The organism is Bacillus sp. FSL R5-0576 (assembly GCF_038004765.1).
Classification (GTDB): Bacteria; Bacillota; Bacilli; order Bacillales; family Bacillaceae; genus Bacillus; species Bacillus subtilis.
In genome coordinates, this window is record NZ_JBBORU010000001.1 from 894965 (window position 1) to 920854 (window position 25890).

At 44.5% G+C, this 25890-nt stretch carries 26 protein-coding genes; 14 read left to right on the forward strand and 12 right to left on the reverse strand.

Features of this window, described 5'->3' with window-relative positions:
* Positions 1-117: 117 nt before the first annotated feature.
* Together bcaP and NX903_RS04585 are read left to right on the forward strand one after the other, a co-directional pair.
* Complete coding sequence (gene bcaP, locus NX903_RS04580; RefSeq protein ID WP_003245791.1) at positions 118-1515, forward strand: branched-chain amino acid transporter BcaP; 1398 nt, start codon at positions 118-120, stop codon at positions 1513-1515.
* A 118-nt stretch (positions 1516-1633) separates the two neighbouring features.
* Positions 1634-2989, forward strand: coding sequence for a sodium-dependent transporter (locus NX903_RS04585; protein WP_003245615.1), 1356 nt, complete (start codon positions 1634-1636; stop codon positions 2987-2989).
* Between the two features lie 34 nt (positions 2990-3023).
* Here the strand turns inward: NX903_RS04585 and pdxR are convergent, their stop codons facing one another.
* On the reverse strand, positions 3024-4433 hold the full coding sequence (gene pdxR / locus NX903_RS04590) for a MocR-like pyridoxine biosynthesis transcription factor PdxR (RefSeq protein ID WP_086343633.1): 1410 nt from the start codon (positions 4431-4433) through the stop codon (positions 3024-3026).
* A gap of 108 nt (positions 4434-4541) precedes the next feature.
* Between pdxR and NX903_RS04595 the strand changes: the two genes are divergently transcribed.
* Positions 4542-4970 carry a GNAT family N-acetyltransferase gene (locus tag NX903_RS04595; protein ID WP_009966899.1) on the forward strand — a complete coding sequence of 143 codons (429 nt, stop codon included), beginning with the start codon at positions 4542-4544 and terminating at the stop codon, positions 4968-4970.
* A 31-nt stretch (positions 4971-5001) separates the two neighbouring features.
* Here the strand turns inward: NX903_RS04595 and NX903_RS04600 are convergent, their stop codons facing one another.
* From NX903_RS04600 to sigM, 3 genes are read right to left on the reverse strand one after another with little or no spacing between them, the layout of a single operon-like run.
* Positions 5002-5292: an anti-sigma-M factor gene (locus NX903_RS04600; protein WP_003233341.1), complete on the reverse strand. Its 291-nt coding sequence runs from the start codon at positions 5290-5292 to the stop codon at positions 5002-5004.
* Entirely contained in the window at positions 5280-6356 is a 1077-nt protein-coding gene (locus NX903_RS04605) for an anti-sigma factor (protein WP_010886459.1), read from the reverse strand. Before NX903_RS04605 ends, NX903_RS04600 begins: the two co-directional genes overlap by 13 nt.
* The gene (gene sigM, locus NX903_RS04610) at positions 6346-6837 is read right to left on the reverse strand and encodes an RNA polymerase sigma factor SigM (RefSeq protein ID WP_003224177.1); all 492 of its coding nucleotides are present in this window, start codon (positions 6835-6837) and stop codon (positions 6346-6348) included. Before sigM ends, NX903_RS04605 begins: the two co-directional genes overlap by 11 nt.
* A gap of 188 nt (positions 6838-7025) precedes the next feature.
* On the opposite strand from sigM, the gene akrN reads away from it, so the two are divergent.
* Both akrN and NX903_RS04620 read left to right on the forward strand, forming a co-directional pair.
* Positions 7026-8021, forward strand: coding sequence for an aldo/keto reductase AkrN (gene akrN / locus NX903_RS04615; protein ID WP_086343634.1), 996 nt, complete (start codon positions 7026-7028; stop codon positions 8019-8021).
* A gap of 134 nt (positions 8022-8155) precedes the next feature.
* A complete protein-coding gene (locus NX903_RS04620) occupies positions 8156-8755 on the forward strand; it encodes a 1-acylglycerol-3-phosphate O-acyltransferase (RefSeq protein WP_003233335.1) in 600 nt (199 codons plus the stop codon).
* A gap of 66 nt (positions 8756-8821) precedes the next feature.
* On the opposite strand, the gene NX903_RS04625 is transcribed toward NX903_RS04620, so the two are convergent.
* Both NX903_RS04625 and cueR read right to left on the reverse strand, forming a co-directional pair.
* Positions 8822-10156, reverse strand: a complete 1335-nt coding sequence (locus NX903_RS04625; RefSeq protein WP_009966903.1) for a hemolysin family protein — start codon at positions 10154-10156, stop codon at positions 8822-8824.
* A gap of 60 nt (positions 10157-10216) precedes the next feature.
* Positions 10217-10648 (reverse strand): Cu(I)-responsive transcriptional regulator, encoded by a 432-nt coding sequence (gene cueR, locus NX903_RS04630; protein WP_010886460.1) that lies wholly within the window; start codon positions 10646-10648, stop codon positions 10217-10219.
* Between the two features lie 155 nt (positions 10649-10803).
* Between cueR and NX903_RS04635 the strand changes: the two genes are divergently transcribed.
* A complete protein-coding gene (locus NX903_RS04635) occupies positions 10804-11985 on the forward strand; it encodes a pyridoxal phosphate-dependent aminotransferase (protein ID WP_015383213.1) in 1182 nt (393 codons plus the stop codon).
* Positions 11986-12311: 326 nt separating this feature from the next.
* Positions 12312-13697, forward strand: coding sequence for a hemolysin family protein (locus NX903_RS04640; RefSeq protein WP_029726332.1), 1386 nt, complete (start codon positions 12312-12314; stop codon positions 13695-13697).
* Positions 13698-13710: 13 nt separating this feature from the next.
* Here the strand turns inward: NX903_RS04640 and crcB are convergent, their stop codons facing one another.
* The 3 genes from crcB to NX903_RS04655 are packed head-to-tail and all read right to left on the reverse strand — an operon-like array spanning position 13711 to position 15177.
* The gene (gene crcB, locus NX903_RS04645; protein WP_086343635.1) at positions 13711-14067 is read right to left on the reverse strand and encodes a fluoride efflux transporter CrcB; all 357 of its coding nucleotides are present in this window, start codon (positions 14065-14067) and stop codon (positions 13711-13713) included.
* Positions 14064-14459 carry a fluoride efflux transporter FluC gene (locus NX903_RS04650; RefSeq protein ID WP_014479308.1) on the reverse strand — a complete coding sequence of 132 codons (396 nt, stop codon included), beginning with the start codon at positions 14457-14459 and terminating at the stop codon, positions 14064-14066. Before NX903_RS04650 ends, crcB begins: the two co-directional genes overlap by 4 nt.
* Complete coding sequence (locus NX903_RS04655; RefSeq protein ID WP_086343636.1) at positions 14446-15177, reverse strand: glycerophosphodiester phosphodiesterase; 732 nt, start codon at positions 15175-15177, stop codon at positions 14446-14448. Before NX903_RS04655 ends, NX903_RS04650 begins: the two co-directional genes overlap by 14 nt.
* Before the next feature lie 233 nt (positions 15178-15410).
* On the opposite strand from NX903_RS04655, the gene NX903_RS04660 reads away from it, so the two are divergent.
* The 3 genes from NX903_RS04660 (at position 15411) to srtN (ending at position 17595) form a co-directional block, all read left to right on the forward strand.
* Entirely contained in the window at positions 15411-15518 is a 108-nt protein-coding gene (locus tag NX903_RS04660) for a YhdX family protein (RefSeq protein ID WP_009966908.1), read from the forward strand.
* Between the two features lie 148 nt (positions 15519-15666).
* Positions 15667-16782 carry a small-conductance mechanosensitive channel protein MscY gene (mscY, locus tag NX903_RS04665; protein ID WP_086343637.1) on the forward strand — a complete coding sequence of 372 codons (1116 nt, stop codon included), beginning with the start codon at positions 15667-15669 and terminating at the stop codon, positions 16780-16782.
* A gap of 69 nt (positions 16783-16851) precedes the next feature.
* A complete protein-coding gene (gene srtN / locus NX903_RS04670) occupies positions 16852-17595 on the forward strand; it encodes a sirtuin NAD-dependent deacetylase (RefSeq protein ID WP_086343638.1) in 744 nt (247 codons plus the stop codon).
* 23 nt (positions 17596-17618) lie between these two features.
* Here srtN and NX903_RS04675 read toward each other — a convergent pair whose 3' ends face one another.
* Positions 17619-18467, reverse strand: coding sequence for a polysaccharide deacetylase family protein (locus NX903_RS04675; RefSeq protein WP_021479657.1), 849 nt, complete (start codon positions 18465-18467; stop codon positions 17619-17621).
* A gap of 284 nt (positions 18468-18751) precedes the next feature.
* On the opposite strand from NX903_RS04675, the gene dat reads away from it, so the two are divergent.
* Positions 18752-19600, forward strand: a complete 849-nt coding sequence (dat, locus tag NX903_RS04680) for a D-amino-acid transaminase (RefSeq protein ID WP_086343639.1) — start codon at positions 18752-18754, stop codon at positions 19598-19600.
* A gap of 42 nt (positions 19601-19642) precedes the next feature.
* Here the strand turns inward: dat and nhaC are convergent, their stop codons facing one another.
* Both nhaC and NX903_RS04690 read right to left on the reverse strand, forming a co-directional pair.
* On the reverse strand, positions 19643-21004 hold the full coding sequence (gene nhaC, locus NX903_RS04685) for a Na+/H+ antiporter NhaC (RefSeq protein ID WP_086343640.1): 1362 nt from the start codon (positions 21002-21004) through the stop codon (positions 19643-19645).
* A 126-nt stretch (positions 21005-21130) separates the two neighbouring features.
* Positions 21131-21631, reverse strand: a complete 501-nt coding sequence (locus NX903_RS04690) for a universal stress protein (protein WP_033883044.1) — start codon at positions 21629-21631, stop codon at positions 21131-21133.
* A gap of 163 nt (positions 21632-21794) precedes the next feature.
* Between NX903_RS04690 and NX903_RS04695 the strand changes: the two genes are divergently transcribed.
* From NX903_RS04695 to bmrD, 3 genes are all read left to right on the forward strand, one after another.
* A complete protein-coding gene (locus NX903_RS04695) occupies positions 21795-21956 on the forward strand; it encodes a hypothetical protein (RefSeq protein ID WP_010886461.1) in 162 nt (53 codons plus the stop codon).
* 119 nt (positions 21957-22075) lie between these two features.
* Positions 22076-23833, forward strand: a complete 1758-nt coding sequence (gene bmrC / locus NX903_RS04700; protein WP_086343641.1) for a multidrug ABC transporter ATP-binding protein BmrC — start codon at positions 22076-22078, stop codon at positions 23831-23833.
* Entirely contained in the window at positions 23830-25851 is a 2022-nt protein-coding gene (gene bmrD, locus NX903_RS04705; protein ID WP_086343642.1) for a multidrug resistance ABC transporter ATP-binding protein/permease BmrD, read from the forward strand. Before bmrC ends, bmrD begins: the two co-directional genes overlap by 4 nt.
* The last annotated feature ends 39 nt before the right edge of the window (positions 25852-25890 follow it).

Below are 25890 nucleotides of genomic sequence, written 5' to 3' on the forward strand. Positions count from 1 at the left end.
AATGATTCGCGACCAGTACAAATATAGTAGAAAAAAAGAAAAATGACCATTGTTGCTCATGAATTCAGAAAATTCAAATAAAATATATAAAAATAGATGATCGGGAGTTGAAGGGGAATGAAAGGGAGCGTTTTTAGGAAGAAAAGCATTCAGGATTTAATCGCTGCGACGAGCGGGGAAAAGTCTTTAAAAAGAGAATTAGGGGCATTTGATTTAACGTTGCTTGGAATCGGCGCCATTATTGGCACAGGGATTTTTGTTCTGACGGGAACAGGCGCAGTCACGGCCGGTCCCGGGCTGACGATTTCATTTGTTGTGGCGGCGTTGGCTTGTTTATTCGCCGCCCTGTCTTACGCGGAATTTGCGTCAAGTGTGCCTGTTTCAGGTTCGGTGTATACATTCACTTATGCGACATTGGGAGAGCTTATGGCCTTTATTATCGGGTGGGATTTAATTTTAGAATACATGCTGGCGGTAAGTGCAGTGTCGGTCGGCTGGTCTGGTTATTTCCAATCGTTTTTATCAGGGCTTGGCATTCATCTTCCGGTTGCTTTAACAGCGGCACCGGGCGCAGTGAAAGGCACCTTTACCCTGTTTAATCTTCCTGCATTCGTCATTGTAATGGCGATCACATATTTGCTTTATTTAGGCATCAAAGAATCAAAAAGAGTCAACAATATCATGGTTATCTTGAAGATACTGGTTGTTCTGCTGTTTATCGCGGTGGCAGCCGTTTACGTGAAGCCGCACAACTGGCAGCCGTTTATGCCAATGGGCTTTGGCGGCGTATTCAGTGCAGCGGCGCTCGTATTCTTTGCTTTTATCGGATTTGACGCTGTATCCTCTGCTGCGGAAGAGACGAAAAATCCTGCGAAAGATCTGCCTAAAGGCATTATTTTCTCTTTACTGGTCTGCACGATTTTATATGTCACCGTATCAGCGATCATGACTGGGGTTATCCCGTTTGCTCAATTTGCGGGTGTGGATCATCCGGTTTCTCTAGTTCTTCAAAGCGCAGGACAAAACTGGGTGGCTGGCATCATTGATATTGGCGCCGTGTTGGGAATGACAACAGTTATGCTCGTGATGCTTTACGGGCAGACACGCGTCATGTTTGCCATGTCGCGTGACGGACTTGTGCCGGGCTCACTTTCTAAAGTGCATCCAAAGCACAAAACACCTTATGTAGCCACTTGGTTTTTCGGAACGATGTCGGCGCTTCTCGGCTCACTTGTTCCGCTGGATGAACTTGCAAAGCTGGTAAACATCGGAACGTTGTCGGCATTTGTCCTGATTTCTGTGGCAGTTATCGTTTTGAGAAAGAAACAGCCTGATCTTCCGAGAGCTTTTAAATGCCCGGGAGTTCCCGTGATCCCAGGCCTGGCGATTCTGTTCTGCCTGTTCTTGATTTTAAATCTGGGATGGGTGACGATTGTCCGCTTCCTAGTGTGGCTGTTAATCGGCTTGGTAATCTATTTTCTGTATTCAAGAAAGCATTCAAAATTAAATCAATAACCTTTTGATAAAGAGAGCGTCCATACAGGCCGCTCTCTTTTCTGTTCTTGGCAAATGAATCTATAGAAATGAAGACAAAAATAAGAGATAATATAGGCTGGAAAGGAAGTGACGTTTATTGTCTGAGCAAAAACCAGTCCAATGGGCTTCGAAAATCGGTTTCGTCATGGCAGCGGCCGGCTCGGCTATCGGCTTGGGCGCGATTTGGAAGTTCCCTTACGTAGCGGGGACCAATGGGGGAGGAGCCTTTTTTCTTATCTTCGTGTTATTTACCATCCTCTTAGGCTATCCGCTTTTGGTGGGGGAATTTATTTTTGGAAGACGGAACCAGACGAATGCCATTGATGCATATAAAAAAGAAGCGCCGCGATCAGCTTGGTTTCTTACGGGGTGGATCGGCGTAGCCGCGTGTTTCTTAGTGCTGTCGTTTTACAGTGTAATCGGGGGATGGATTTTGCTGTATATCGTGAAAACAGCGTCAGGATCACTGTCCGGGCTTTCTCAAGCACAGTATGGCGCTCTTTTTGCTTCTATTATCCAAAATCCGGTGCAGACGCTCGCGGCTCAGCTTGTCTTTATGGCACTGACTGTACTCGTTGTCGCAAGAGGGGTTCAAAAAGGGATTGAACGGGTAAGCGCGGTGATGATGCCGATTTTGTTTTTATTGTTTATTCTGCTCGTTCTTCGGTCTCTTACGCTTAATGGTGCAATGGAAGGCGTAAAGTTTCTGCTTGTGCCTCATTTCGGCGATTTGACTCCGGAATCCATATTATTCGCGCTGGGACAGGCCTTCTTTACGTTAACACTGGGGGTTTCGGTGATGGTGACCTACAGCTCCTATTTGCCGAAAACACAAAATATCCCTCGTTCGGCAGCCTCCATTGTCTTGATGAATATCATTGTGACACTCTTGGCAGGTTTGGCTATTTTTCCGGCGGTTTTCTCATTCGGTTTTCAGCCGAATGAAGGACCGACATTGCTGTTTACAGTGCTTCCGGCCGTTTTTGAACAGCTTCCGTTCGGCACGTTGTTTTTTATCGGCTTTCTCGTTGCATTTTTATTTGCAGCCTTAACCTCAGCATTTTCGATGGTTGAAATTATCGTTGCCACAATCGGAAAAGGGGACGAAAAGAAGAGAAAAAAACTGTCATGGACGAGCGGGCTTTTGATCTTTTTGGTCGGAATCCCATGCTGCTTGTCTTATGGCGTTTTGAGTGATGTGCACCTATTTGGCAAAACGTTTTTTGATATTGCCGATTTTACCGTCAGCAATGTTTTGATGCCTTCAGGCGCTCTGTTAATTTCTCTATTTATCCCGCTGAAAATTTCGAAAAGCGAACTCTTGGCTGAAATGCGAAATGGATCAAATGCAGGTAAAGCATTCTTTTACACATGGTTTTATTTGCTTCGTTTTATCGTGCCGCTTGCCATTATTATCGTGTTCTTAAATTTAATCGGAATTTTATCATTTTAAAAAACAGGCTCCGTTTCCGGGGCCTGTTTTTTATTTAATAAGATGATATCAACGGTGCCCATGCCGTTTTCAGTTTTTGGATGCCGAGCCTGATGTCCTCTTCTGACAAACCGCCATAACCGATTAAGACAGAAGTAAAAGGCGTCTGTTCTATATATGAGGGAGACACGGGATAGAGGGTTACACCGTGGTCTGCGGCTGCTTTTATTGCTTCTTCCTCACTTGCTGGAAACAAAAGGCGCAGCAAAATGTGAAGCCCCGAGTTCTTACCGAGAATCTCAACGGTGTTTCCTAGTTCAGAGCGGATGGCTTCTAACAGGACAGCGTGTTTTTTTCGGTATAAGCTTCTCATTCTATTTATGTGTTTTTGCCACTCTCCGGTTTCGATGAAGTCTGCCAGTGCCAATTGCGAGTGAACAGAGACGGTCTGCTTCATTAACTGAGCATTGTTTTTGATCGGTTCCATGAGTTCAGGGGGCACAATCATGAAGCTGAGCCGCAAGGAAGGCAGAAGTGACTTTGAAAAAGTGCCCAGATATATGACTCTGCCATTCGGATCAAGACCCTGTAAAGACGGAATGGGATGGCCGCTGTAGCGAAATTCTCCATCGTAATCATCTTCTATAATGAATGAATTTGTTTCTGCCGCCCATGCCAGCAGCTCCTGTCTGCGGGTAATCGTCATAATGGTCCCAATCGGAAACTGATGCGAAGGAGTCGTATACATGAGATAAGGTTTCTGACGATAGAGCTCATCCGGCAGGACGCCTTCTGCATCAGAACAAATCGGAGTGACATCCATGTGATTTGCTTCAAACATCCTTCTTGAACGGTGAAAGCCCGGTTCTTCAAAGCCGATTTTTGTACCTTGCTTTAGCGAAAGGCAAAGAATTTGCAGAAGCACGGTGGTTCCTGCGCCGATGATAATCTGGCCGGGTTCGCAATTTACTCCCCGAGACAGCCTGACGAATCGGGCAATCATGTGCCTGAGTTCGTATTCTCCTTGAGGGTCGCCAGAGGTGTGAAACGATCTGGAATAGCGATCAAGACTTTTTACTATGCTTTTTCTCCATGCGTTAAAGGGAAAGAGGGTCGGATCAACGTTGCCCTGATGGAAGTCAATAGCAGGTGCGTTCTTTTCATGTAATCCCGGCTGTACAGACTGCTGAAAATGGTCAGGAGCTGTCGGGAATCCTGGTTCTACTTCCGCCGCGAACCAGCCGATTTTCGGCTTGCTTTTGACATAGCCCTCAGCAGTTAATTGCTCATAAGCCCGTTCTATAGTTGCCGTGCTGACATCGAGCAAGCTGGAGAGCCTGCGTTTTGACGGAAGTCTTGTTCCCTTTGTTATTCGCGCATGTGAAATTTCTTGTTTAAAAAAGGTATAAAGCTGCTCATACAGCGGTGTTTTGCTCTTTTTATCAAGAAACGGCGTAATATCCATCTCATGTCTCCTTATATCTGGCATGGTCATTTTTTCTGATATTGGCTATTTGGCTAATGCCATTTATTAGCTATGATCATTGTAACGAAAGGAAAGGGGATTGAGAAGATGATCCATATGAAACAATTAACCTCGAAAGAAGAATGGGCTGAGTCGTATCCGATTATGAGTGAATTGAGAACAGAACTGGATATAGAGACGTATTTACAAAGGCTTGAAGCCTGTGTGCAGAAAGAATCGTATATGCTGTTTGCCTTATATGAAAATACAGCAATCAGAGCGCTGTGCGGGGCTCTGCCGAGAGTTTCCATTCATAAAGGAGAGCACTTGTGGATTGCGGATCTTGTTACAACGGCACCTTGCCGATCAAAGGGATACGGCAAAATGCTTTTGGATTATGCCTCAGACTGGGCGAGAAAAGCCGGACTTGGTTTTGTCAGTCTTTCATCTGGCCTTCAGCGTAAAGACGCACATCGATTTTATACAGATAAAATGGGTTTTACTATAGAAAGTTATTTGTTCCGAAAACCGGTGTAATGAAAAAAAGACGCCTGAAAAGGCGTCTTTTTTAAAAGCCAAACTGTAAATTCGTATCTACAGATACAATGGTATACACACAAATAATCACAAAGAGATTAAGGATGACGCCGAGCAGGCCTGGACCTGTGCGCCCTCTCTTGATGAAGAGTTCAACAACGCCGAACGGAACGGCAGCCATGGCGAACGGAAGCATTTGATAGGAATAAAACGTGACGTTGCTGATAATGGCCAAATTCAGCAACAGCAGGGACAGAACCGCTGTCCCGACAGAGATCCAGCCGAATACATTGTGTTCTTTAAAAATTCTTACCAGTTCCATAATTCCACCTCGCCGACATTCGCTGATTTTACAGATTTATTTTTCAGCATGCGCTGGATTTCCTTGGTTGGCCCTGTAACGACCGAACCGTATACATTGACACCGTTTTTCTCTACATAATCTAATCGGTTATCTACATTCAGGTCTTTCCGTTTTGAAATGACCTGAGCCCATTTTTCGTGTTTGGACATGAATTTCAGGGCGTTGATAAACTGATCGCCATTCGACTTGCCTTTTGTATTAAGGGCGGCCAAGAACTTTGAATCCTTTCCAGGATAGCCAAGAGGTTCTGTGGAAGCTGTCTTATTTGTGTTTTTCTCTGTTTCGATTGCGTTCCACAAAAAGCTCACATCATAGCCTTTGAATTTGTTATACACGTCTTTTGTCGGATATGCACGGTCATATGAAAGGTAGACCTCTGATACCGTTCCTTCAGGCAATGTGCTTAACGTTTTTTCTGCTTTTGCGGTCGTTTGTTCAGACTTGTTTGAAGGATGTGTAAAGTAATGGCCGGTTTTATTCACTTCTAAGTCATAGTAGTTTACTGCCGGCGCTTTTACTTTGTTATAAAACATTTCAACCCGTTCATTCCCTACGGCAGCCGTCTTCGTGCCAATCTGCTTTTGCAGCGGGAATTCCGTATTCATCCCAAATAGCTTCACTTGGCTTTTCAGTCCGGAAGTATCAACAAGAACATTCGGCATGGTCAGGGCTACAGTGACTGCGGCAGTTTCCATAAACTCATTGCCGGTGCTGTGTTTTCCACCCATTCCGTAATAGAGGTAGCTTCCCAGCGTACAAAGCGGCAAAATCATCAATGTCGAAATGACGGCAAGCACAGAAATTCGCAAATAAGACTTGCGTTTGCCGTAGGCTAAAATCGCTTTTTGTTTTTCAGGACTGATGCTGAGATCCCAATCGTTATCGTCCTCGAGTTCGCTGTCAATCAGTTCCTGATATACTTCGAGCTTCTCAAGTTCTTCCTCAAATGCAGTCATTTCCTGGTCGCTCATTTCCCCATTTTTATATTGATCAAAACGCTTTTTAAATTCTTCATTCATCATTAACACCTCTATTATAAAGTGCTTTCAGCCGCTGTCTGGCACGAAATAAAACACTTTTAAAATTCGCCTCTGAAATATTCATAATATGGGATGCTTCTTTGTAGTTTAACTCTTTTAAATAATATAGCGTTAAGGCCTCCCGATAATTATCGGGGAGCTCGGACATATAACCAGTCAGCACTTCCTTTATCTCTACCTGATGGGCAGGACTTTGAACAGCATTTTGAAAGAGGCTTCCGATTAAGTCATCAGAAATGGTTACTTCTTTCTTATGCTTTCTGACGTAATCAATGAAGGCGTTTCGCGCCACTTGAAAAAGCCAGGGCTTTACTTTGCTGTGATCATAGGAGTGAATGTGTATGTATGCCCGCATAAAGGTTTCCTGCAGTAAGTCTTCAGCAAGATGCTTGTCTTTTGTCATGGAGAGCAGGAACCTGTAAACATCATTCATGTACATTTGGTAAATTTCATCGATCGTCACTGCCTTTTCTCCCCTCTATGTTATACACGCATAAGAAAGGTTTAAAGTTGCACATTACATGCAAACGGCTTTTTTATACCTAATCAAACACCATTACTATATAGTACCCAAAAATGCCCGCAAAAGATAGTGCGGAGAAATGTTTAACATTTTTTCCAGAGGGGAAAAGATAGTGAAGGAGTGGCACAATGGAATATACCAGTATAGCAGATACAGGAATAGAAGCCTCCAGAATCGGCCTCGGCACATGGGCCATTGGCGGAACGATGTGGGGAGGCACTGACGAAAAAACATCGATTGAAACAATCCGCGCCGCTCTTGATCAGGGGATTACACTGATTGACACCGCACCGGCTTACGGCTTCGGGCAGTCCGAGGAAATTGTCGGAAAGGCAATCAAAGAGTACGGCAAAAGAGACCAGGTGATTCTCGCAACGAAAACGGCTCTGGACTGGAAGAACAACCAGCTGTTCCGCCATGCGAACAGAGCGAGAATTGTAGAGGAAGTTGAGAATTCTTTGAAGCGGCTTCAAACAGACTATATTGATCTTTATCAGGTGCATTGGCCCGATCCGCTTGTGCCAATTGAAGAAACGGCTGAAGTCATGAAGGAATTATATGATGCGGGAAAAATCCGGGCGATTGGCGTCAGCAATTTTTCAATTGAGCAAATGGATACATTTCGCGCCGTCGCACCTCTCCATACGATTCAGCCTCCATATAATCTGTTTGAAAGAGAGATGGAAGAGAGTGTTCTTCCTTATGCGAAAGATAACAAGATAACAACATTATTATACGGCAGTTTATGCAGAGGGCTGTTAACAGGCAAAATGACCGAAGAGTATACATTTGAGGGCGATGATCTGCGTAATCACGATCCAAAATTCCAGAAGCCCCGCTTTAAAGAGTATCTTTCTGCTGTCAATCAATTGGATAAGCTGGCGAAGACACGTTATGGAAAATCAGTGATTCACTTGGCTGTCAGATGGATCTTAGATCAGCCGGGAGCGGATATCGCTCTTTGGGGAGCAAGAAAGCCTGGGCAGCTTGAGGCCCTATCTGAGATTACAGGCTGGACGCTGAACAGTGAAGATCAGAAAGATATCAATACTATATTGGAAAATGCGATATCAGACCCTGTCGGACCGGAGTTTATGGCCCCGCCGACCAGAGAGGAAATATAACAAAAGCTGAGGGCGAATCCTCAGCTTTTTGGCGTTTTAACGGGAGAAATCTTAAAAATTAGTACCAGGTAATAAAAAATGTTGTTATAATAGATGACAGAAAGAATCATTGATTACGACAAAGGAAGTGCGATATGTATAAGTTTTGTGCAAATGCTTTAAAAGTTATTCTTTCTCTTCGCGGAGGAGTGAAGGTGTATAACAAAGAAAACCTTCCGGCCGATTCAGGTTTTGTCATCGCGTGTACACATTCCGGCTGGGTTGATGTGATTACACTCGGAGTCGGGATTCTTCCTTATCAAATACACTACATGGCGAAAAAAGAGCTTTTTCAAAATAAATGGATCGGTTCGTTTCTGAAGAAAATTCATGCCTTTCCGGTAGATCGGGAGAATCCCGGGCCAAGCAGTATTAAAACGCCGATTAAGCTGCTGAAAGAAGGAGAGATCGTCGGTATCTTCCCAAGCGGAACTAGAACCTCGGAGGATGTGCCTTTGAAAAGAGGTGCGGTGACGATTGCGCAAATGGGGAAAGCGCCGCTTGTCCCCGCTGCATATCAGGGCCCTTCAAGCGGAAAAGAATTATTCAAAAAAGGAAAAATGAAGCTGATTATCGGTGAGCCTCTTCACCAGGCTGATTTTGCCCACCTGCCTTCAAAGGAAAGACTTGCAGCAATGACAGAGGCTTTGAATCAGCGGATTAAAGAACTAGAGAATAAACTTGATCAGCTATAAGGCGTTCTGAGAGATTGCCCTGAAACTGTGAAAATAAGAAAAGCACCTTATACAAGGTGCTTTTTATTATGCTTCCTGCTGGTTAGCTGTCTCCAGAAGTTCTTCTTCTTGAAGCTTTTTCACTTCAATATATGCGACGTGGTGGCCGTCAATTTCATTAATGATGAATTCGCAGCCCTCTTCGATGATGGAATCATCTTTTTCAACATCGTATTTTTGAGTAAGGAACCAGCCGCCGATTGTGTCGACTTCTTCGTTCTCTAAATGAATGCCTAGCAGGTCGTTTACTTGGTCAATTAACACTTTTCCGTCAAGAATATAATGGCCTTCGCCGATTTTGCGGATTTCGCTAATTTCATCAATATCAAATTCGTCGCGGATTTCACCGACAATTTCCTCAATGATGTCCTCAACCGTCACAAGCCCGGCAGTACCGCCGTATTCATCAGACAATATGGCCATGTGGACCCTCTCTTTTTGCATTTTGACAAGCAGGTCTTGGATTGGCGCAGATTCAATGACATGAATGATCGGGTTGACGAATTGAGAAATGGTGGAATCAACAGATACCTCACCGCTTATGCAGGCGGTCAGCACTTCTTTAATGTTAATAACCCCGATAATGTTATCTTTATCGCCCTCTTCCACAGGGTAGCGGGTATATTTTTCAATCTGAATGATGTCCATCATTTCAGAAATCTTGATATCATGCGGAAGGCTGACAATTTCGGTCCGCGGAATCATAATTTCTTTCGCGAGCCTGTCGTCAAATTCAAAGATTTTATTCACATATTTAAACTCTGATTGGTTGATTTCACCGCTTTTATAGCTTTCAGACAAAATGATACGCAGCTCTTCTTCTGAGTGAGCCAGTTCGTTTTCTGAAACGGTCTCCAGGCCAAATGCTTTGGTCAATAACCGTGCAGAATTGTTCAAAAGCCAAATGAATGGGAACGCGATGCGGTAAAACCAAATCAGCGGTTTCGCAAACAGCATAGACACTGCTTCCGCCTTTTGGATAGCGACTGTCTTAGGTGCAAGTTCTCCGACAACAACGTGTAAGAACGTGATAATGGCATACGCAAAAATAAACGATATGACATGTGAAAGGGAACCTGGAACGTTCATTTGTACGAAAAGCGGGTGAAGCAGCCTTTCAATCGTTGATTCACCTAAAACCCCTAATCCGATGGAAGTCAATGTAATTCCGAGCTGACACGCAGATAAATATTCATCAAGGTGCGTGGTCACTTTTTTTACGGCTATTGCTGCTTTATTTCCTTCCGCGATCAGCTGATCGATCCGTGAGCCTCTGATTCTGATAATGGCAAACTCAGATGCCACGAAAAATGCCGTCAGGGCGATTAAAACAGCAACTAAAATCAAATTCACTATGTCCAATTAGAACCTTCACTCTAGCAATGAGAATGAAGGTAACACCTCCTGTTAGATAAAATGGTTTTAACTTAACAGCAGCATAAATGATTGGAACACGGCGAGCTTTTCAGGCGGGAGTTTGCTTTTCAGCTTGTCACGATCCTCGGGCTTCAGCCGTTCAAACCGATGCAAGATTCCGGAGATGTTTTGATTCATATGATCAATTTCTAATGCCAGATTTCCAATTTCATCATCAAGTTTAGCTGAAGAGGGAAACTGGTTCTCCAGTCGATCTTTAATATCGGACAGGGCCAATCGCTGCTTCTTGCAATCTACAATAAATATAAGTCGTTTGAGTGCATTTTCGTCGTAGTAACGGTAATTTGAACAGGATCTGGCCGGCGTAAGCAGACCAAGATTCGTATAATAATCAACTGTCCGTTTCGTTACTCCGGCGAGTGCCGCTAGTTCACTGATGCGATAAGTCTCAGCCCCATCTATATCCCTCCCAACCATCACGTTATAGTTATGAGAATAGTTTAATATATGAATGGTGTCTTGCACAAGTTTATTGTTTTTTTAGACCGGAATTGGAAGTTGTGGAATTCATCATCTGATTGAAGTAACATAGGAAGATAGAATTTTCAAATTTTTATATGCGGAAGGGACAGATGAAATTGGCTGGGTTATCCCGGGAAGTTGAAGAAAACTTAAATAAAGGATCATGGATTCGCAAGCTGTTTGATGAAGGTGCAAGGCTGAAGAAGGAGTTCGGGGAAGACCAGGTATTTGATTTTTCACTCGGCAACCCGATTGTTGAACCGCCTGAAGCTTTTAAGAGAGCGTTAATAGAGGAAGCTGAAAAAGGCAGCCACGGATACATACAAAACCAAGGGCTTCCTGCAGCGAGAGAAAAAGTCGCGCAATTTCTGGGGTCGCGTTTTGAAGCTGATTTCTCAGCGGAGCGTATCGTCATGACGGTGGGCGCGGGAGGCGCTTTGAATGTTGCGTTAAAAAGCATCGTAAACCCTGGGGAAGAGGTCATTATTCTTGCACCTTATTTTGCCGAATATAAGTTGTATATTGAGAACTACGGGGGAAAAGCCGTCAGCTGCCCGTTGACAAGCCGGTTTGAGATCGACATTGAAGCGGTAAGGCAATCGATCACTCCACAGACGAAAGGGCTGATCCTCAATACACCGCATAACCCCACAGGCACGGTTCTCAGCCAGAAAAATATAGACGATTTAGGCGCTTTATTAAAAGAAATAGAAGAGAAGAGCGGCCAGACGATTTATGTGCTGTTTGATGAACCGTACAGTCAATTAATCTATGATGAAGAGCTGGCAAATCCGTTTCAATCGTACCATCGTGTGATATTGGCTAGCTCATTCAGTAAAGATCTCGGCATAGCCGGGGAGCGACTCGGGTATATCGGATTGGACAGCCGAATGCCGGATGCGGACCTTTTGATCAACGCTTTTGTGTATTGTAATCGAACGCTTGGATTTGTGAATGCCCCTGTCATGATGCAGCGGGCTGTGGCACGAATGGATGATTTAAGAGTAGACGCGAGCGCTTATAAAGAGCGCCGGGATTTAATGGTAGACATTTTAAAAGAAGCTGGTTTTGAATTTGAAATGCCAAAGGGAGGTTTCTTTGTTTTTCCGAAATCGCCGATTGAAGATGAAGTTGCATTTTGCGTGCATGCCGCCCAAAAATACAAATTATTAATTGTGCCGAGCAGCGGTTTTGGAATGAGCGGGCATTTCCGATTATCCTTCAGTGTGCCGATCGAGCAGATTAAAAACTCACGGGACATTTTCATTTCTTTATATAAAGATTTTGCTTAAGAAGGCAAAGAAAAGAAAACAGTTTTCAAGGCTGTTTTCTTTTTATATCCGCAAAATCCTTCCTCTTCCAATCCAGACAGGCGCAGAATTGACAAGCAGGCATGCAGTTAAGGCTTTCCTCATGATAAAAGTCTAAAAATTAAAAATCATTTTTGGAATGAGTTGTGTTACAATAAAATATACAATTTATAATCAAACTTTGACTTTTGGAGGTGGTATGATGGGGCCCTCTGCTTAGGCAACAATACACCGCGTACCTCAATGTTAAGGAAAAATGATTATATCAGGAGGTGACTCCTTATCCTTTGTTGAGAGGATAGGGTTAAATGGACGATATTGACAGTCTGATTTTAATTGGCGTGCTCATTGCTTTAACCGCGTTTTTCGTTGCAAGCGAGTTTGCGATTGTTAGAGTAAGGAGATCCAGAATAGATCAGCTTATCACAGAAGGAAACAAACGGGCGATACTCGCAAGGCGTGTCATTACAGATTTGGATGAATATTTATCCGCATCCCAGCTAGGCATTACATTGACATCAATCGGGCTTGGCGTACTGGGTGAGCCGGCCTTTGAACGGCTGCTGCATCCACTGTTTGAACCGCTCGGCTTGCCGGACTCGGTTTCACATGCAGTCTCTTTTGCAGTCGCGTACGGCTTGATCACGTTCCTGCACGTTGTTGTAGGTGAACTGGCCCCGAAAACGGTCGCGATTCAAAAGGCAGAACAGCTGACTTTACTGATAGCGGGCCCTTTGCGTTTATTCTATTTGCTCCTGTTTCCGTTTATTTGGATCCTCAATGGATCGGCGCGGCTTTTATGCGGGATGTTCGGTTTGAAGCCTGCGTCAGAACATGATGGTTCCCATTCTGAGGAAGAACTCAGGATGCTGTTATCTGAGAGTTTAAAAAACGGAGAGATTAATCCGTCTGAATATAAATATGTGAATAAGATTTTTGAATTTGATAATCGGATCGCCAAAGAAATTATGATACCGCGGAAGGAAATGGCTGCTGTGTCAACTGAGATGACGATGGCCGAGATGCTTGAAGTCATGCTGAAGGAAAAATACACGCGCTGGCCAGTCACAGATGGAGACAAAGACAGTGTGATCGGTTTGGTCAATACGAAGCATTTGTTTTCTGATTTGCTGTTTATGACAGAAGAAGAACGAATGAAGATGACGATCCATCCGTATGTGAGGCCGGTCATCGAAGTGATTGAAACGATCCCGGTTCATGACTTGCTGATTAAAATGCAGCGCGAGCGCATTCATATGGCTATATTGTCGGATGAATACGGAGGAACCTCGGGACTTGTGACGACAGAGGATATTCTTGAGGAAATTGTCGGAGAGATCAGAGATGAATTTGATGAAGATGAACAGCCGCTGATCCAAAAGCTTGGCGACGGCCATTATGTGATGGATGGAAAGGTTCGGATCGATCAGGTGAACAGCCTTCTTGGCGCATCGATTCAAGAAGACGTCGATACGATCGGCGGGCTGATATTAAAAGAAAACATCGATATTGAGGCTGGTGAATCCATTCGCATCGGTTCATATACGATAAAGGTGCTGAAGATGGACGGCCGATTAATCAAGCAAATCGATATAAAAGAAGAAGCCGGCAACACAACCGGGATTACGGCGCACCACAAGCTGCCGCTGCCCGAGCCTGTGATGCTGAACAGTGCAACCTTGAGCGAGAAATAAGCTCAAGGTTTTTTTACATTGTGATTGTCCAGCCGCACCAAAATGCCAAAAGCGACCCGCAAAGTGTCAGGGCGATGTACAAGATGCTTTCTATTACACGTTTGGCCATAAGGAGTTGAATACTTTCAACGCTGAAAGTGGAAAAGGTCGTAAAGGCGCCAAAAAACCCCGTGCCGATGATAAGCGAGGCCGAAGCATTTGTAACGTGAAGTCCTGTAAATATTCCGAGCCCGAGAGCTCCGAGAATATTGACTGTCAGTATGCCAATGGGCAGGCTCAGACCTTTGGTTTTGGCGGTTATGACATTGCCAAGCCAGAAGCGAAGCATTGCGCCAAGTCCGCCCCCTATGAAAATACCCGCTAGTGTCATCTTTCCTGCAGCCCCTTTCTTTGCTGAATGCCTGCTATGCGCCGTCCCGCAAAAACACCAATCAGTGCAAATATGATCCCTGATATCAATGAGGCTGCCACATATAAAAGAGCCAATGAGGGTTGTCCTTGCAAAAGCATCACTGTTTCCTTAGAAAACGTGGACATTGTTGTGAAGCCTCCGCAAAAGCCGGTGCCTAAAAAAGCCGACAGCAGAGGCCGTTTTGCACCGATCATAAAAAATCCGGTCAAAATGCCTAATAGAAGGCTGCCTGCCGCATTTTCCAGCCAGGTTGCCGCCGGGAACTGACCGGTGTGTATCCATAAGTTTAATCCGTATCGGAGGCAGGCGCCAAGCGCGCCTCCGATAAAAACCGCGCTATATATTTTCATGTTTGCCATCCTTTATGATGAAATCCGGGTAATCTGTAACGATGCCGTCCACGCCCATGGCTTGTAATTTTGCCGCTGTCTTTTGATTGTTGACAGTCCATGCAAATATGTTTAAGCCATTTTTATGGACGGAGCCGATCATCAGACGGTTGAGCCGTGTGTATTTTATATTGACATAGTTTGCAAAAGAGCGGAAGGCCTTCATCTGATTTCTGGACAGCATGCCAAAGTTGGGCCTTGTAATGACCGCTGTCGGAATCGAAGGATAAAGCTCGTGGAACCTTTGGACGGAGCGGAACTGAAAGGATTGAACAATATTATTGATAGAAAAAGAAAATTGCCCTAATAGCTGTCCCACCTCTTCTTCAATTCCGACTTGAGACGGATGGCCTTTTAGTTCAATTAAAAGGCCGATTTTTTTGTGGTAGCGCTTGAGCACCGCTTTCAGGGTCGGAATACGCTCTCCTTGAAAAGCGGGACCGTACCAGCTTCCTGCATCGAGTTTTTGCAATTCCTCCAAGGTAAAATCCTTAACAAAGCCCGATCCGTTTGTTGTTCGGTCAACCCTGTCATCGTGTATCACAACAATCTGCCTGTCTTTTGTAAGCTGGACATCCAGTTCGATCATATCTGCATTCATTTTCACCGCAAGGTCAAATGCGGCAATCGTATTTTCCGGAGCGTAGCCGGATGCTCCGCGATGGGCAATGATGTACAAGCTAAGTCAGCTCCTCGTATGGGCATTTCTGTTATTGTATCAAAACCATATATGCACCGCGATACAAACTGGTGAATTTTTTCTGCCATATCGGAATGGTCCGGGCTGAGGAATGCGTATAACTAAAAAAAGACACTCAGCGTATCAGAACACATTTCGTCAGAAAATTAGGTCTTTCGACATGTTCACAACAAAATATGATCCTTTATAATAGCAAAAAAGGAGGCGAGATCATGGGAAAAGGGAGAATCAGAGTGGAGGAAAGAATTAAAGCCGAAACGGATGCTGAAATGCAAAAAGCAACTCTCCTTGATCAGACACAAACGAAAAAAGGTAAGTGACTGTCCCTATTGAATCTGGCTGATAGATGAATTGAGAAATGACCCCGGCGTTTCGCCGGGGTTTTGTGCTGCAAAAGACATTTAAATGAACATCTTTACGAATATTTTAGTATAATAAACAATTGATTGGGATAGAGGGGAGACAGTCATGCCGGATTATCTGCAGCAGTATTTTACGCTTGATATCATCATTCAAATCGGCATCAGCTTGGCGATTTTGCTGGTGTTTCTTATACTTAGAAAATTATTCACAAGATATTTCTTTAACCTGCTTTTTAATTTGACAAACCGGCCGAAAACAGAAATTTTTAAACAGGTGGTTCTGGCGTTTGATAAGCCGGCCAGATGGTTTTTTGTTGCCCTTGGGCTGTTTTTAGCGATCCGGTATTCACCGTTTTTAGATGAGCAAATGTCGGTCATCAGCAAAATATACCGCTCACTGATTGTGGCGCTCTTGTGCTGGGGTCTTTGTAATTTGACCGCAACATCGTCGTTTATCTTCCATAAGGTGAACCAGCGCTTCGAGCTTGACATGGATGACATTCTGGCCCCGTTTTTATCCAAATTGCTCCGTTTTGTGATCATTGCGCTCAGTGTCAGTGTGATCGCTCAGGAATTCAATTATGATGTAAACGGATTTGTAGCGGGCCTTGGTCTTGGCGGACTGGCTTTTGCGCTTGCCGCGAAGGATACCATCAGCAACTTCTTCGGCGGTATTATCATTATTACTGAAAAGCCGTTTACAATTGGTGACTGGGTGGAGACGTCGACAGTAACAGGATCAGTCGAGGATATTACCTTTAGGAGCACGAGATTCAGAACAGCACAGGGGGCGCTTGTAACGGTGCCGAACTCTACGCTGTCGATGGAAGCGATCACGAACTGGACAAGAATGACCAAACGCCAGATTACGTTTTCCATCCATGTGTCCTACGCTACGCCGATTGAGAACCTTGAACGCTCCATTCATTCTCTCAGAACAATGCTTTTAGAGCATGAGGGCGTTGATAATGAAACAATCATGGTCAACTTTGATACGTTTGCCGACAGCTACTACAATTTATTTTTTAACTTCTATACAAAAACGACAGTTTGGGCTGAAAACCTTAATATTAGAGAGGATATCAACTATAAAATTATTGAGATTTTAGGTGCAGAAGGTGTCCAGTTTGCATATCCCGGCCAAATGGTTGTTGTCAAGCAAAAGCACGAAAGCGACCCATTCCAGGTGAATCTAAATAAAGAGGAAAAGGAACGGGCTTAAAAGAGAGACTTCGTCTGACAGAGGCGGAGTCTTTTTCATGGTAAAATAAGAGAAAAAGGCGGTGTTGAGTTGGAAGCATTCAAAAATATTCTACATGAAGCACAGAGAATTGTTGTGCTGACAGGAGCGGGAATGAGCACAGAATCAGGGATTCCCGACTTTCGTTCAGCAGGGGGCATTTGGACGGAAGATGCCTCAAGAATGGAAGCGATGAGCCTTGATTATTTCTCAAGTCATCCGCGTCTGTTTTGGCCCAAATTCAAAGAATTGTTCCAGATGAAAATGAGCGGCAGCTTTGAATCGAATGAAGGACACTTGCTTTTAGCTGAGCTGGAGAAGCAAGGGAAGCAGGTCGATATTTTTACGCAAAACATTGACGGTCTTCATAAAAAAGCGGGGAACAGGCATGTATACGAACTGCATGGTTCTATCCAGACAGCAGCTTGTCCGGCATGCGGCGCCCGATATGATCTTCCCCATTTGCTGGAGCGGGAGGTGCCGGAGTGCACGGCGGCCGGAAACAATGGGGACATTTGCGGAACGGTATTAAAAACCGATGTTGTTCTCTTTGGCGACGCCGTCATGCACTTTGACACCCTTTATGAAAAGCTGGATCAAGCAGATCTTTTATTGGTTATCGGCACGTCTCTCGAAGTGGCTCCGGCTAGATTTGTGCCTGAGGATGCAAGTCTGATTCCCGGCATGAAGAAAGTCATCATAAACCTTGAACCAACGTATTGCGACAGCTTGTTTGACATGGTCATCCATCAAAAAATCGGCGAGTTTGCCCGAAGTTTGGGCATAAAAAAGTGAGCCGCCTTATGCGCCTCACTTTTTTATTCATGAACAGGAACCATTGTGTCCTCTAACACTCCGAAGGAATAGCCTTTTTCTTTTAATTTATTGATTAGTACCGGCAGCGCGTTTACGGTAGCGGGAAGATCATGCATGAGAATCACATTCGGGCGGCCTGAAGAGCTTTGTTCCATATTTTCAAGCTGCTCTAACACGGCCGTCACATACTTTGAATTTCGGTATTTCCAGTCCATGCTGTCAATCGTCCAATCCCAGTACACAAAACCGTCTTTCTCAAGATTGCGGATTTGTGAGGGGGTTAGTGACGGCTTGCTTCCGTAGGGCGTTCTGACAAGAGCGGTTTTATATCCTGTAATGTCCTGCAGCGTGTCACGCGCCTCCTGCATTTCTTTTAACGGAGATGTCGGTGATTGATAGAATAATCTGTTATTGTGGGTAACGCCATGTAAACCGAGTGCGTGGCCTTCCTTTTCTGCTCTTTTCACAGCTTGTTTGAATTCGTTCATCCGCGGTGACAGCATAAAAAACGTCGCTTTTACATCAGCGCTTTTCAGTACATCGAGCAAGCGGTTTGTAAAGGCTGACGGGCCGTCATCGAAGGTTAAGTAAACCGTTTTATCTCCCATGTCCTGCTTTGTCTGCAGATGTTTTATCAGCAGATCGGGGGAGTCGTTTTTCAGCTTAAGGCTTTCCTTCTCATCTCGAAGCTGTCCGTTAGTTGTGACAGTGACTTCCTTTGCTTTCGTTGAACTGTTGGAATAACCCAAAATCACCATAAGCAAAAGCAGCACACATAAAACTGCTAAACTTGCAAATTTAAAAGCAAGCGAAACTGCAGAAGGAGAAGCTTCTCCTCTCGTTTGTCGCATAACAATCTCTCCATTGGCATAAAATCTCTACATAATGCTGTACAGCAGGCAGCTTATGAAGATGCCTTATGTTTACAACCTATGTATTACCAGTCAAGTATACAGGAATAAAACTGGAAAGCACATAGAAAAGTTGTCGAAATGTCAGATTTTAAGGAAAAAATAAACTCCTTTCCGCTATAGATCTCTTGATCTTTCTGTTTTTCAGCTTGTCCAATATGGTAGAATTAGTGACAATGACAGCTTGAATGACATCAGGGACATCTCGAAAAGGGAGGGCTTTTATGAAGGTTTTAGTCAATGGCCGGCTGATTGGGCGCAGTGAAGCATCAATCGATTTGGAAGATCGCGGTTATCAGTTTGGTGACGGCATCTATGAAGTGATCAGGGTGTACAAAGGAGTATTGTTCGGCTTACGTGAGCATGCAGAGCGTTTTTTCAGAAGTGCTGCTGAAATCGGAATTTCACTGCCATTCAGTATAGAAGATCTCGAGTGGGACCTGCAAAAGCTTGTACAGGAAAATGCGGTCAGTGAGGGAGCGGTATACATTCAGACAACAAGAGGTGTGGCCCCGCGAAAACACCAGTATGAAGCCGGGCTTGAGCCGCAGACTACTGCTTATACGTTTACGGTGAAAAAACCGGAGCAAGAGCAGGCATACGGAGTGGCGGCCATTACAGATGAGGATCTTCGCTGGCTAAGATGTGATATCAAAAGTCTGAATTTACTGTATAATGTCATGACGAAGCAAAAGGCCTATGAAGCGGGAGCATTTGAAGCCATTTTACTTAGAGACGGCGTTGTTACGGAGGGTACTTCCTCTAACGTTTATGCCGTTATCAACGGCACGGTGCGAACACATCCGGCTAACCGGCTTATTCTCAATGGCATTACACGGATGAATATTTTAGGACTGATTGAGAAGAATGGAATCAAACTGGATGAGACTCCTGTCAGTGAAGAAGAGTTGAAACAGGCGGAAGAGATCTTTATTTCGTCAACGACGGCAGAAATTATTCCGGTCGTGACGCTCGATGGACAATCGGTCGGAAACGGGAAACCCGGACCGGTGACCAAACAGCTTCAGGCTGCTTTTCAAGAAAGCATTCAACAGGCTGCTAGCATTTCATAAATGAACGAAGAAAAGAGCCCGCTTTTTACAGCGGGGCTCTTTTTATTTTTTAACAAATCCAATCAAAATGGAGATCATCGGCGATATATAGAGGAAGAAAGTAAATGGGATGTAGTCTATGACTGGAACACCAAGTGCGCTCGCCATAAATGCGCCGCTGACGCCCCAAGGAATCAATGGGTTAATTAATGTTCCGCCGTCCTCTAATGATCTTGTCAGAAATTTTCGCTGGATGTTTTGTTTGTCATATAAGGATTTAAATGATTGTCCCGGTATTAATATCGATAAATACTGTTCGCCGGTTGCCAAGTTGACGCCGATGCTTGAGCAGACAGTTGCTGCAACAAGACTGCCTTTTGAGCGGATGCCTTTCATGACGCCTTCCAATAGTGCAGAAATCAATCCGATTTTCTCCATCAATCCGCCGAGTGCAAAAGCAATCATAATGAGAGAGACAGAGCCCATCATGGATTGCAGTCCGCCTCTGTTGATAATTTTAGCGGCTGCCTCATTGTCAGTTTCAAAAGTTGTGCCATTTTGCAAAGCTGTCATAAACGCCTGCAGGCTGCTGTCGGGTACAAAAATAGCAGTCAAAATTCCCGAGGAAATAATTCCGGCAGTCAGAACGGGGATTACTGATACCCGTTTAATTGCCAGCAAAACGACTAAGAGCGGAGAAAGAAGGGCCCACGGTGTCACGTTTGCAGCATCTTTTATTCCGGTTATGACCTGCTGAATATTATCGGTTGAAGCAGCGTCCGCTGACACTGATGAACCGAGAAAGTAAAACAGAACGACAGTGATGAGCAAAGCTGGAATGGTTGTACCCATCATATGGCGAATGTGTTCAAAGATCGGTATTTCGCCTATTCCGGCTGCAAAGTTGGTTGTGTCCGACATCGGCGACATTTTATCACCAAAACAAGCGCCGCATATGACTGCGCCTGCTGTCCATTCAAGCGGAACGCCGGCCGCGCTCGCCACGCCGATCAGCGCTACCCCGATTGTGCTAACAGTTGTCAGGCTTGAGCCAACAAGTGTGCTGATGATCATACATGAAAACAAAGCAGTCAACAGAAGATGGCTTGGTTCAATAAAGGATAGGGCATAAACTGTCACAGTCGGTATGGCGCCGCTGTACATCCAGGCGCCGATTAAGATGCCGATCAGCGCTAGAACGATAATCGGCTGTACGCCGTTTTTGATCCCGTCTACAATCCCTTTTTCAATGCTCTTCCAGGGAAATCCAAACCATAAAGCTGCTGCTGAAAGCATGACAACACTTAAAAACAGCGGGATATGAGGTTCTACATGAAGCAAGAATAAGCAAGAAATAATAATGCATAACATGAATATAAATAAACCGACGGCTAACGGAAACGTCAGCTTTTTTTGAGAATCCAAAATAACACCCCATATTTATCTTTAATGCTTTTGTGCTTTTGGGCACGAAAGCATTATAACAGAAAAAAACGAAAATCTATGTTTTTTCACAATTATGAATATAAAAGAAGTGAGCACAGGGCGTGCTCACTTTACAATCAGGACGGGTATATCCGATTTCGCTGAAAGCTTTTCACTTACACTTCCGAATATTAGCTTTTTCAGCCTGTTTTGGTCTCTGCTTCCGGTTACGATCAGATCGGCAGAAATGCGGTTTGCATGCTCGATAATTGATTCAGCCGGATCGCCTTCTAATATATCGATATCTCCATCTGCCTGCTGTTCATTCAGCATCATTCTGGCTTCGGCGATGACTTCTTCCGTACGGTCTTCATAGATCATTGGCTCAGGTGATGTTACATCCGATATCAGCGGATCAGGAACACTTGTCATGCCTCCGCTTATATAGCTTGCCTCAGCTGCGGGTCTGGGCGGGTCGATGACGGTCTGATTGTCTTTCATATCATGTGAATGGGCGACGGTAATAGCGGCATTTACGGTTTTAGCAAGATCAATGGCTGTCAGAAGCGCTTTCTTACTATTTTCACTTCCGTCAAACGCAACAATGATACGGTCAGCATGGAACATCCTTCTCACCCTTTCAAAGCGTCTTACAACACTACTACCCGAATTTGAGCACAATTAACCTTTTCCTATTCAAGTAATGATTGACAATAAAAGGTTTTGTTTATATGATGATAAAAAGATGAAATCAGAATGGAAGGAGGGTTTGCTATGCCAAGGAATTTGCGTGTTTATCAAACAGTTTCATATTGGCGCGGCAAACCTTTTGTTCTGTTTTCGTGAACGGTTTTTTAGGTCGGACCGCGCGCTGAAAAGCGCTGTGCGTAACATATCGGTTAAAAAAGGCATGGAGCTGACGCTTCATGCCTTTTTTATATACAAAATCTAAGGAAAGACAGGTGTATGGGATGTGAAGACAAATACAGAGGCGAGGGCTGTTCGTGCCAAACTGGATGAAAAAAGCTGCAAGGAAAAAATTGAAGGCGGCTGATGAGGAGATGGGGATAGATGTTTTCAGTTTTGAAAAAGCTTGGCTGGTTTTTTAAGGCGTACTGGCTGCGCTATACGATTGCGATTGTCCTTTTATTAGCAGTCAATGTCATTGAAATGTTTCCGCCTAAGCTCTTGGGGAACGCCATAGATGATATGAAAGCAGGGGCATTTACTGCGGAAGGGCTGCTGTTTTATATCGGTATCTTTTTTGTGCTGACGGCGGCCGTGTATATCATGTCTTATTTTTGGATGCATCAGCTGTTTGGCGGAGCGAATTTGATGGAGAAAATTCTTCGTACGAAGCTGATGGGGCATTTGCTGACTATGTCGCCGCCGTTTTATGAAAAAAACCGAACAGGCGATTTAATGGCACGAGGGACAAATGATCTACAGGCCGTCAGTTTAACCACAGGGTTTGGCATCTTGACGTTAGTTGATTCTACGATGTTTATGATGACGATCTTTTTGACAATGGGGTTTTTGATCAGCTGGAAGCTGACCTTTGCCGCCATTATCCCGCTTCCAGTCATGGCGATTGCAATCAGTCTATATGGAAGTAAAATTCATGAGCGGTTTACTGAGGCCCAAAACGCGTTCGGGGCGCTGAATGACAGAGTGCTGGAATCTGTTTCAGGCGTGCGGGTGATTCGCGCGTATGTTCAGGAAACAAACGATGTTCGCCGGTTTAATGAAATGACCGCTGATGTTTATCAGAAAAATATGAAAGTGGCTTTTATTGATTCACTGTTTGAGCCGACGGTGAAACTGCTTGTCGGCGCAAGCTATCTGATTGGGCTCGGCTACGGAGCGTTTCTTGTATTCCGGAACGAGCTGACGCTTGGAGAGTTAGTGTCCTTTAACGTTTATCTCGGCATGATGATTTGGCCGATGTTTGCAATCGGTGAACTCATTAACGTGATGCAGCGCGGCAATGCGTCATTAGACCGGGTAAATGAAACTCTTTCTTATGAAACGGATGTGACAGATCCAAAACAGCCCGCTGATCTTAAAGAGCCTGGAGATATCGTTTTCAGTCATGTCAGCTTTACATATCCAAGCTCAACAAGTGACAATCTTCAGGATATTTCATTTACGGTGCGAAAAGGGCAGACTGTCGGGATTGCAGGTAAAACCGGGAGCGGAAAAACGACAATTATTAAGCAGCTTTTGCGCCAGTATCCTCTAGGTGAAGGGAGCATTACATTTTCAGGTGTACCGATTCAGCAAATCCCTCTTGACCGTCTCCGCGGATGGATCGGATATGTGCCTCAGGATCATTTACTGTTTTCACGGACTGTAAAAGAAAATATTTTATACGGAAAACAGGATGCAACTGATAAAGAGGTTCAGCAAGCCATTGCCGAAGCACATTTTGAAAAAGATTTGCACATGCTTCCGTCCGGTCTGGAGACAATGGTCGGTGAAAAAGGCGTGGCACTGTCAGGCGGGCAGAAACAAAGAATTTCGATTGCGAGAGCACTCATGGCGAATCCGGAAATCTTGATTCTGGATGATTCACTTTCCGCTGTAGATGCCAAAACAGAGGCTGCAATTATCAAGAACATCAGAGAAAACCGCAAAGGAAAAACGACATTTATTTTGACACACCGATTATCCGCGGTAGAGCACGCTGACCTGATCCTTGTGATGGACGGCGGCGTCATTGCTGAGAGAGGCACGCATCAAGAACTGCTGGCCAATAACGGGTGGTACCGGGAACAATATGAAAGACAGCAGCTGTTCACTGCGGAAGAAGGGGGAGCAGGGGCATGAAAATAGGAAAAACGTTATGGAGATACGCACTTCTTTATCGAAAATTGCTGATCACAGCCGTCCTTTTGCTAACTGTCGCCGTCGGTGCAGAACTGACTGGGCCCTTTATTGGCAAAAAAATGATAGACGACCATATCCTCGGCATTGAGAAAACATGGTATGAAGCTGCGGAAAAAGATAAAAATGCCGTTCAGTTTCACGGCGTCTCATATGTCAGAGAGGACCGATTGCAGGAGCCTGTTTCAAAAGCAAAAGAAGCGCATATTTATCAAGTGGGAATGGCGTTCTATTTTGTTGATCAGGCTGTCAGCTTCGACGGGAATAGAACGGTTTCTGACGGGAAGCTGACGATCACAAACGGAGACAAGAGCCGGGCATATGCTGCCGAAAAGCTGACTAAGCAGGAACTTTTCCAGTTCTATCAGCCGGAAATAAAGGGAATGGTGTTTCTGATCTGCCTGTATGGGGGCTTGCTTGTGTTTTCGGTATTCTTTCAATACGGACAGCATTATCTGCTGCAGATGAGCGCCAATCGGATAATCCAAAAGATGAGGCAGGACGTGTTTTCGCACATACAGAAAATGCCGATTCGCTATTTTGACAACCTTCCGGCCGGAAAAGTCGTTGCGCGGATTACCAATGATACGGAGGCTATCAGGGATTTATATGTCACAGTGCTTTCAACATTTGTGACAAGCGGAATCTATATGTTCGGGATATTCACGGCTTTGTTTCTGCTTGATGTGAAGCTTGCGTTTGTATGTCTGGCAATTGTGCCGATTATCTGGCTGTGGTCAGTCATATACCGGAGATATGCGTCATATTACAACCAAAAAATCCGCTCGATCAACAGTGACATTAATGCAAAAATGAATGAGTCAATTCAAGGCATGACCATTATTCAGGCTTTCCGCCATCAAAAGGAAACAATGAGAGAATTTGAGGCATTAAATGAATCACATTTTTATTTCCAAAACAGGATGCTGAATTTAAACTCCTTAATGTCCCATAATTTGGTCAATGTCATCCGCAATCTTGCGTTCGTCTGTCTGATCTGGCATTTTGGCGGTGCGAGCCTGAATGCGGCCGGGATTGTTTCTATCGGTGTGCTGTACGCGTTTGTCGATTATTTGAACCGGTTATTTCAGCCGATCACAGGCATCGTCAATCAGTTTTCAAAGCTGGAGCTTGCAAGGGTCTCCGCCGGGCGTGTTTTTGAACTGCTTGAAGAAAAGAATACGGAAGAAGCGGGTGAACCGGCGAAGGAGCGCGCGCTGGGGCGGGTTGAATTTCGTGATGTGTCATTTGCGTATCAAGAAGGTGAAGAGGTATTAAAGCATATTTCCTTTACTGCGCAAAAAGGCGAAACCGTAGCGCTCGTCGGCCATACCGGATCAGGAAAAAGCTCGATTTTGAATCTTCTGTTTCGTTTTTATGATGCGCAAAAAGGGGATATTCTGATTGATGGGAGAAGCATTTACAACATGTCAAGACAGGAACTCAGATCCCATATGGGCATTGTGCTTCAGGACCCGTACTTATTCTCGGGTACAATCGGATCTAATGTAAGTCTGGATGACGAAAGAATGACTGAAGAAGAAATAAAAAATGCACTGCGGCAAGTCGGTGCTGAGCCGCTTCTTAAGAAGCTTCCGAAGGGCATTAATGAGCCCGTGATTGAAAAAGGCAGCACGCTATCCTCTGGAGAGCGGCAGTTAATTTCTTTCGCTAGAGCTTTGGCGTTTGATCCCGCGATCTTGATTTTAGATGAGGCAACGGCGCATATTGATACAGAGACAGAGGCCGTAATCCAGAAAGCGCTTGATGTCGTCAAACAAGGACGCACTACCTTCGTCATCGCTCACCGGCTTTCAACAATCAGAAATGCTGATCAGATTTTGGTTCTTGATAAAGGAGAAATTGTTGAGAGAGGGAACCACGAGGAATTGATGGCATTAGAAGGCCAATATTATCAAATGTATGAACTGCAAAAGGGACAGAAACATTCCATTGCATAATGCTCAAAAAACCCAAAACAATTGTGTTTTGGGTTTTTG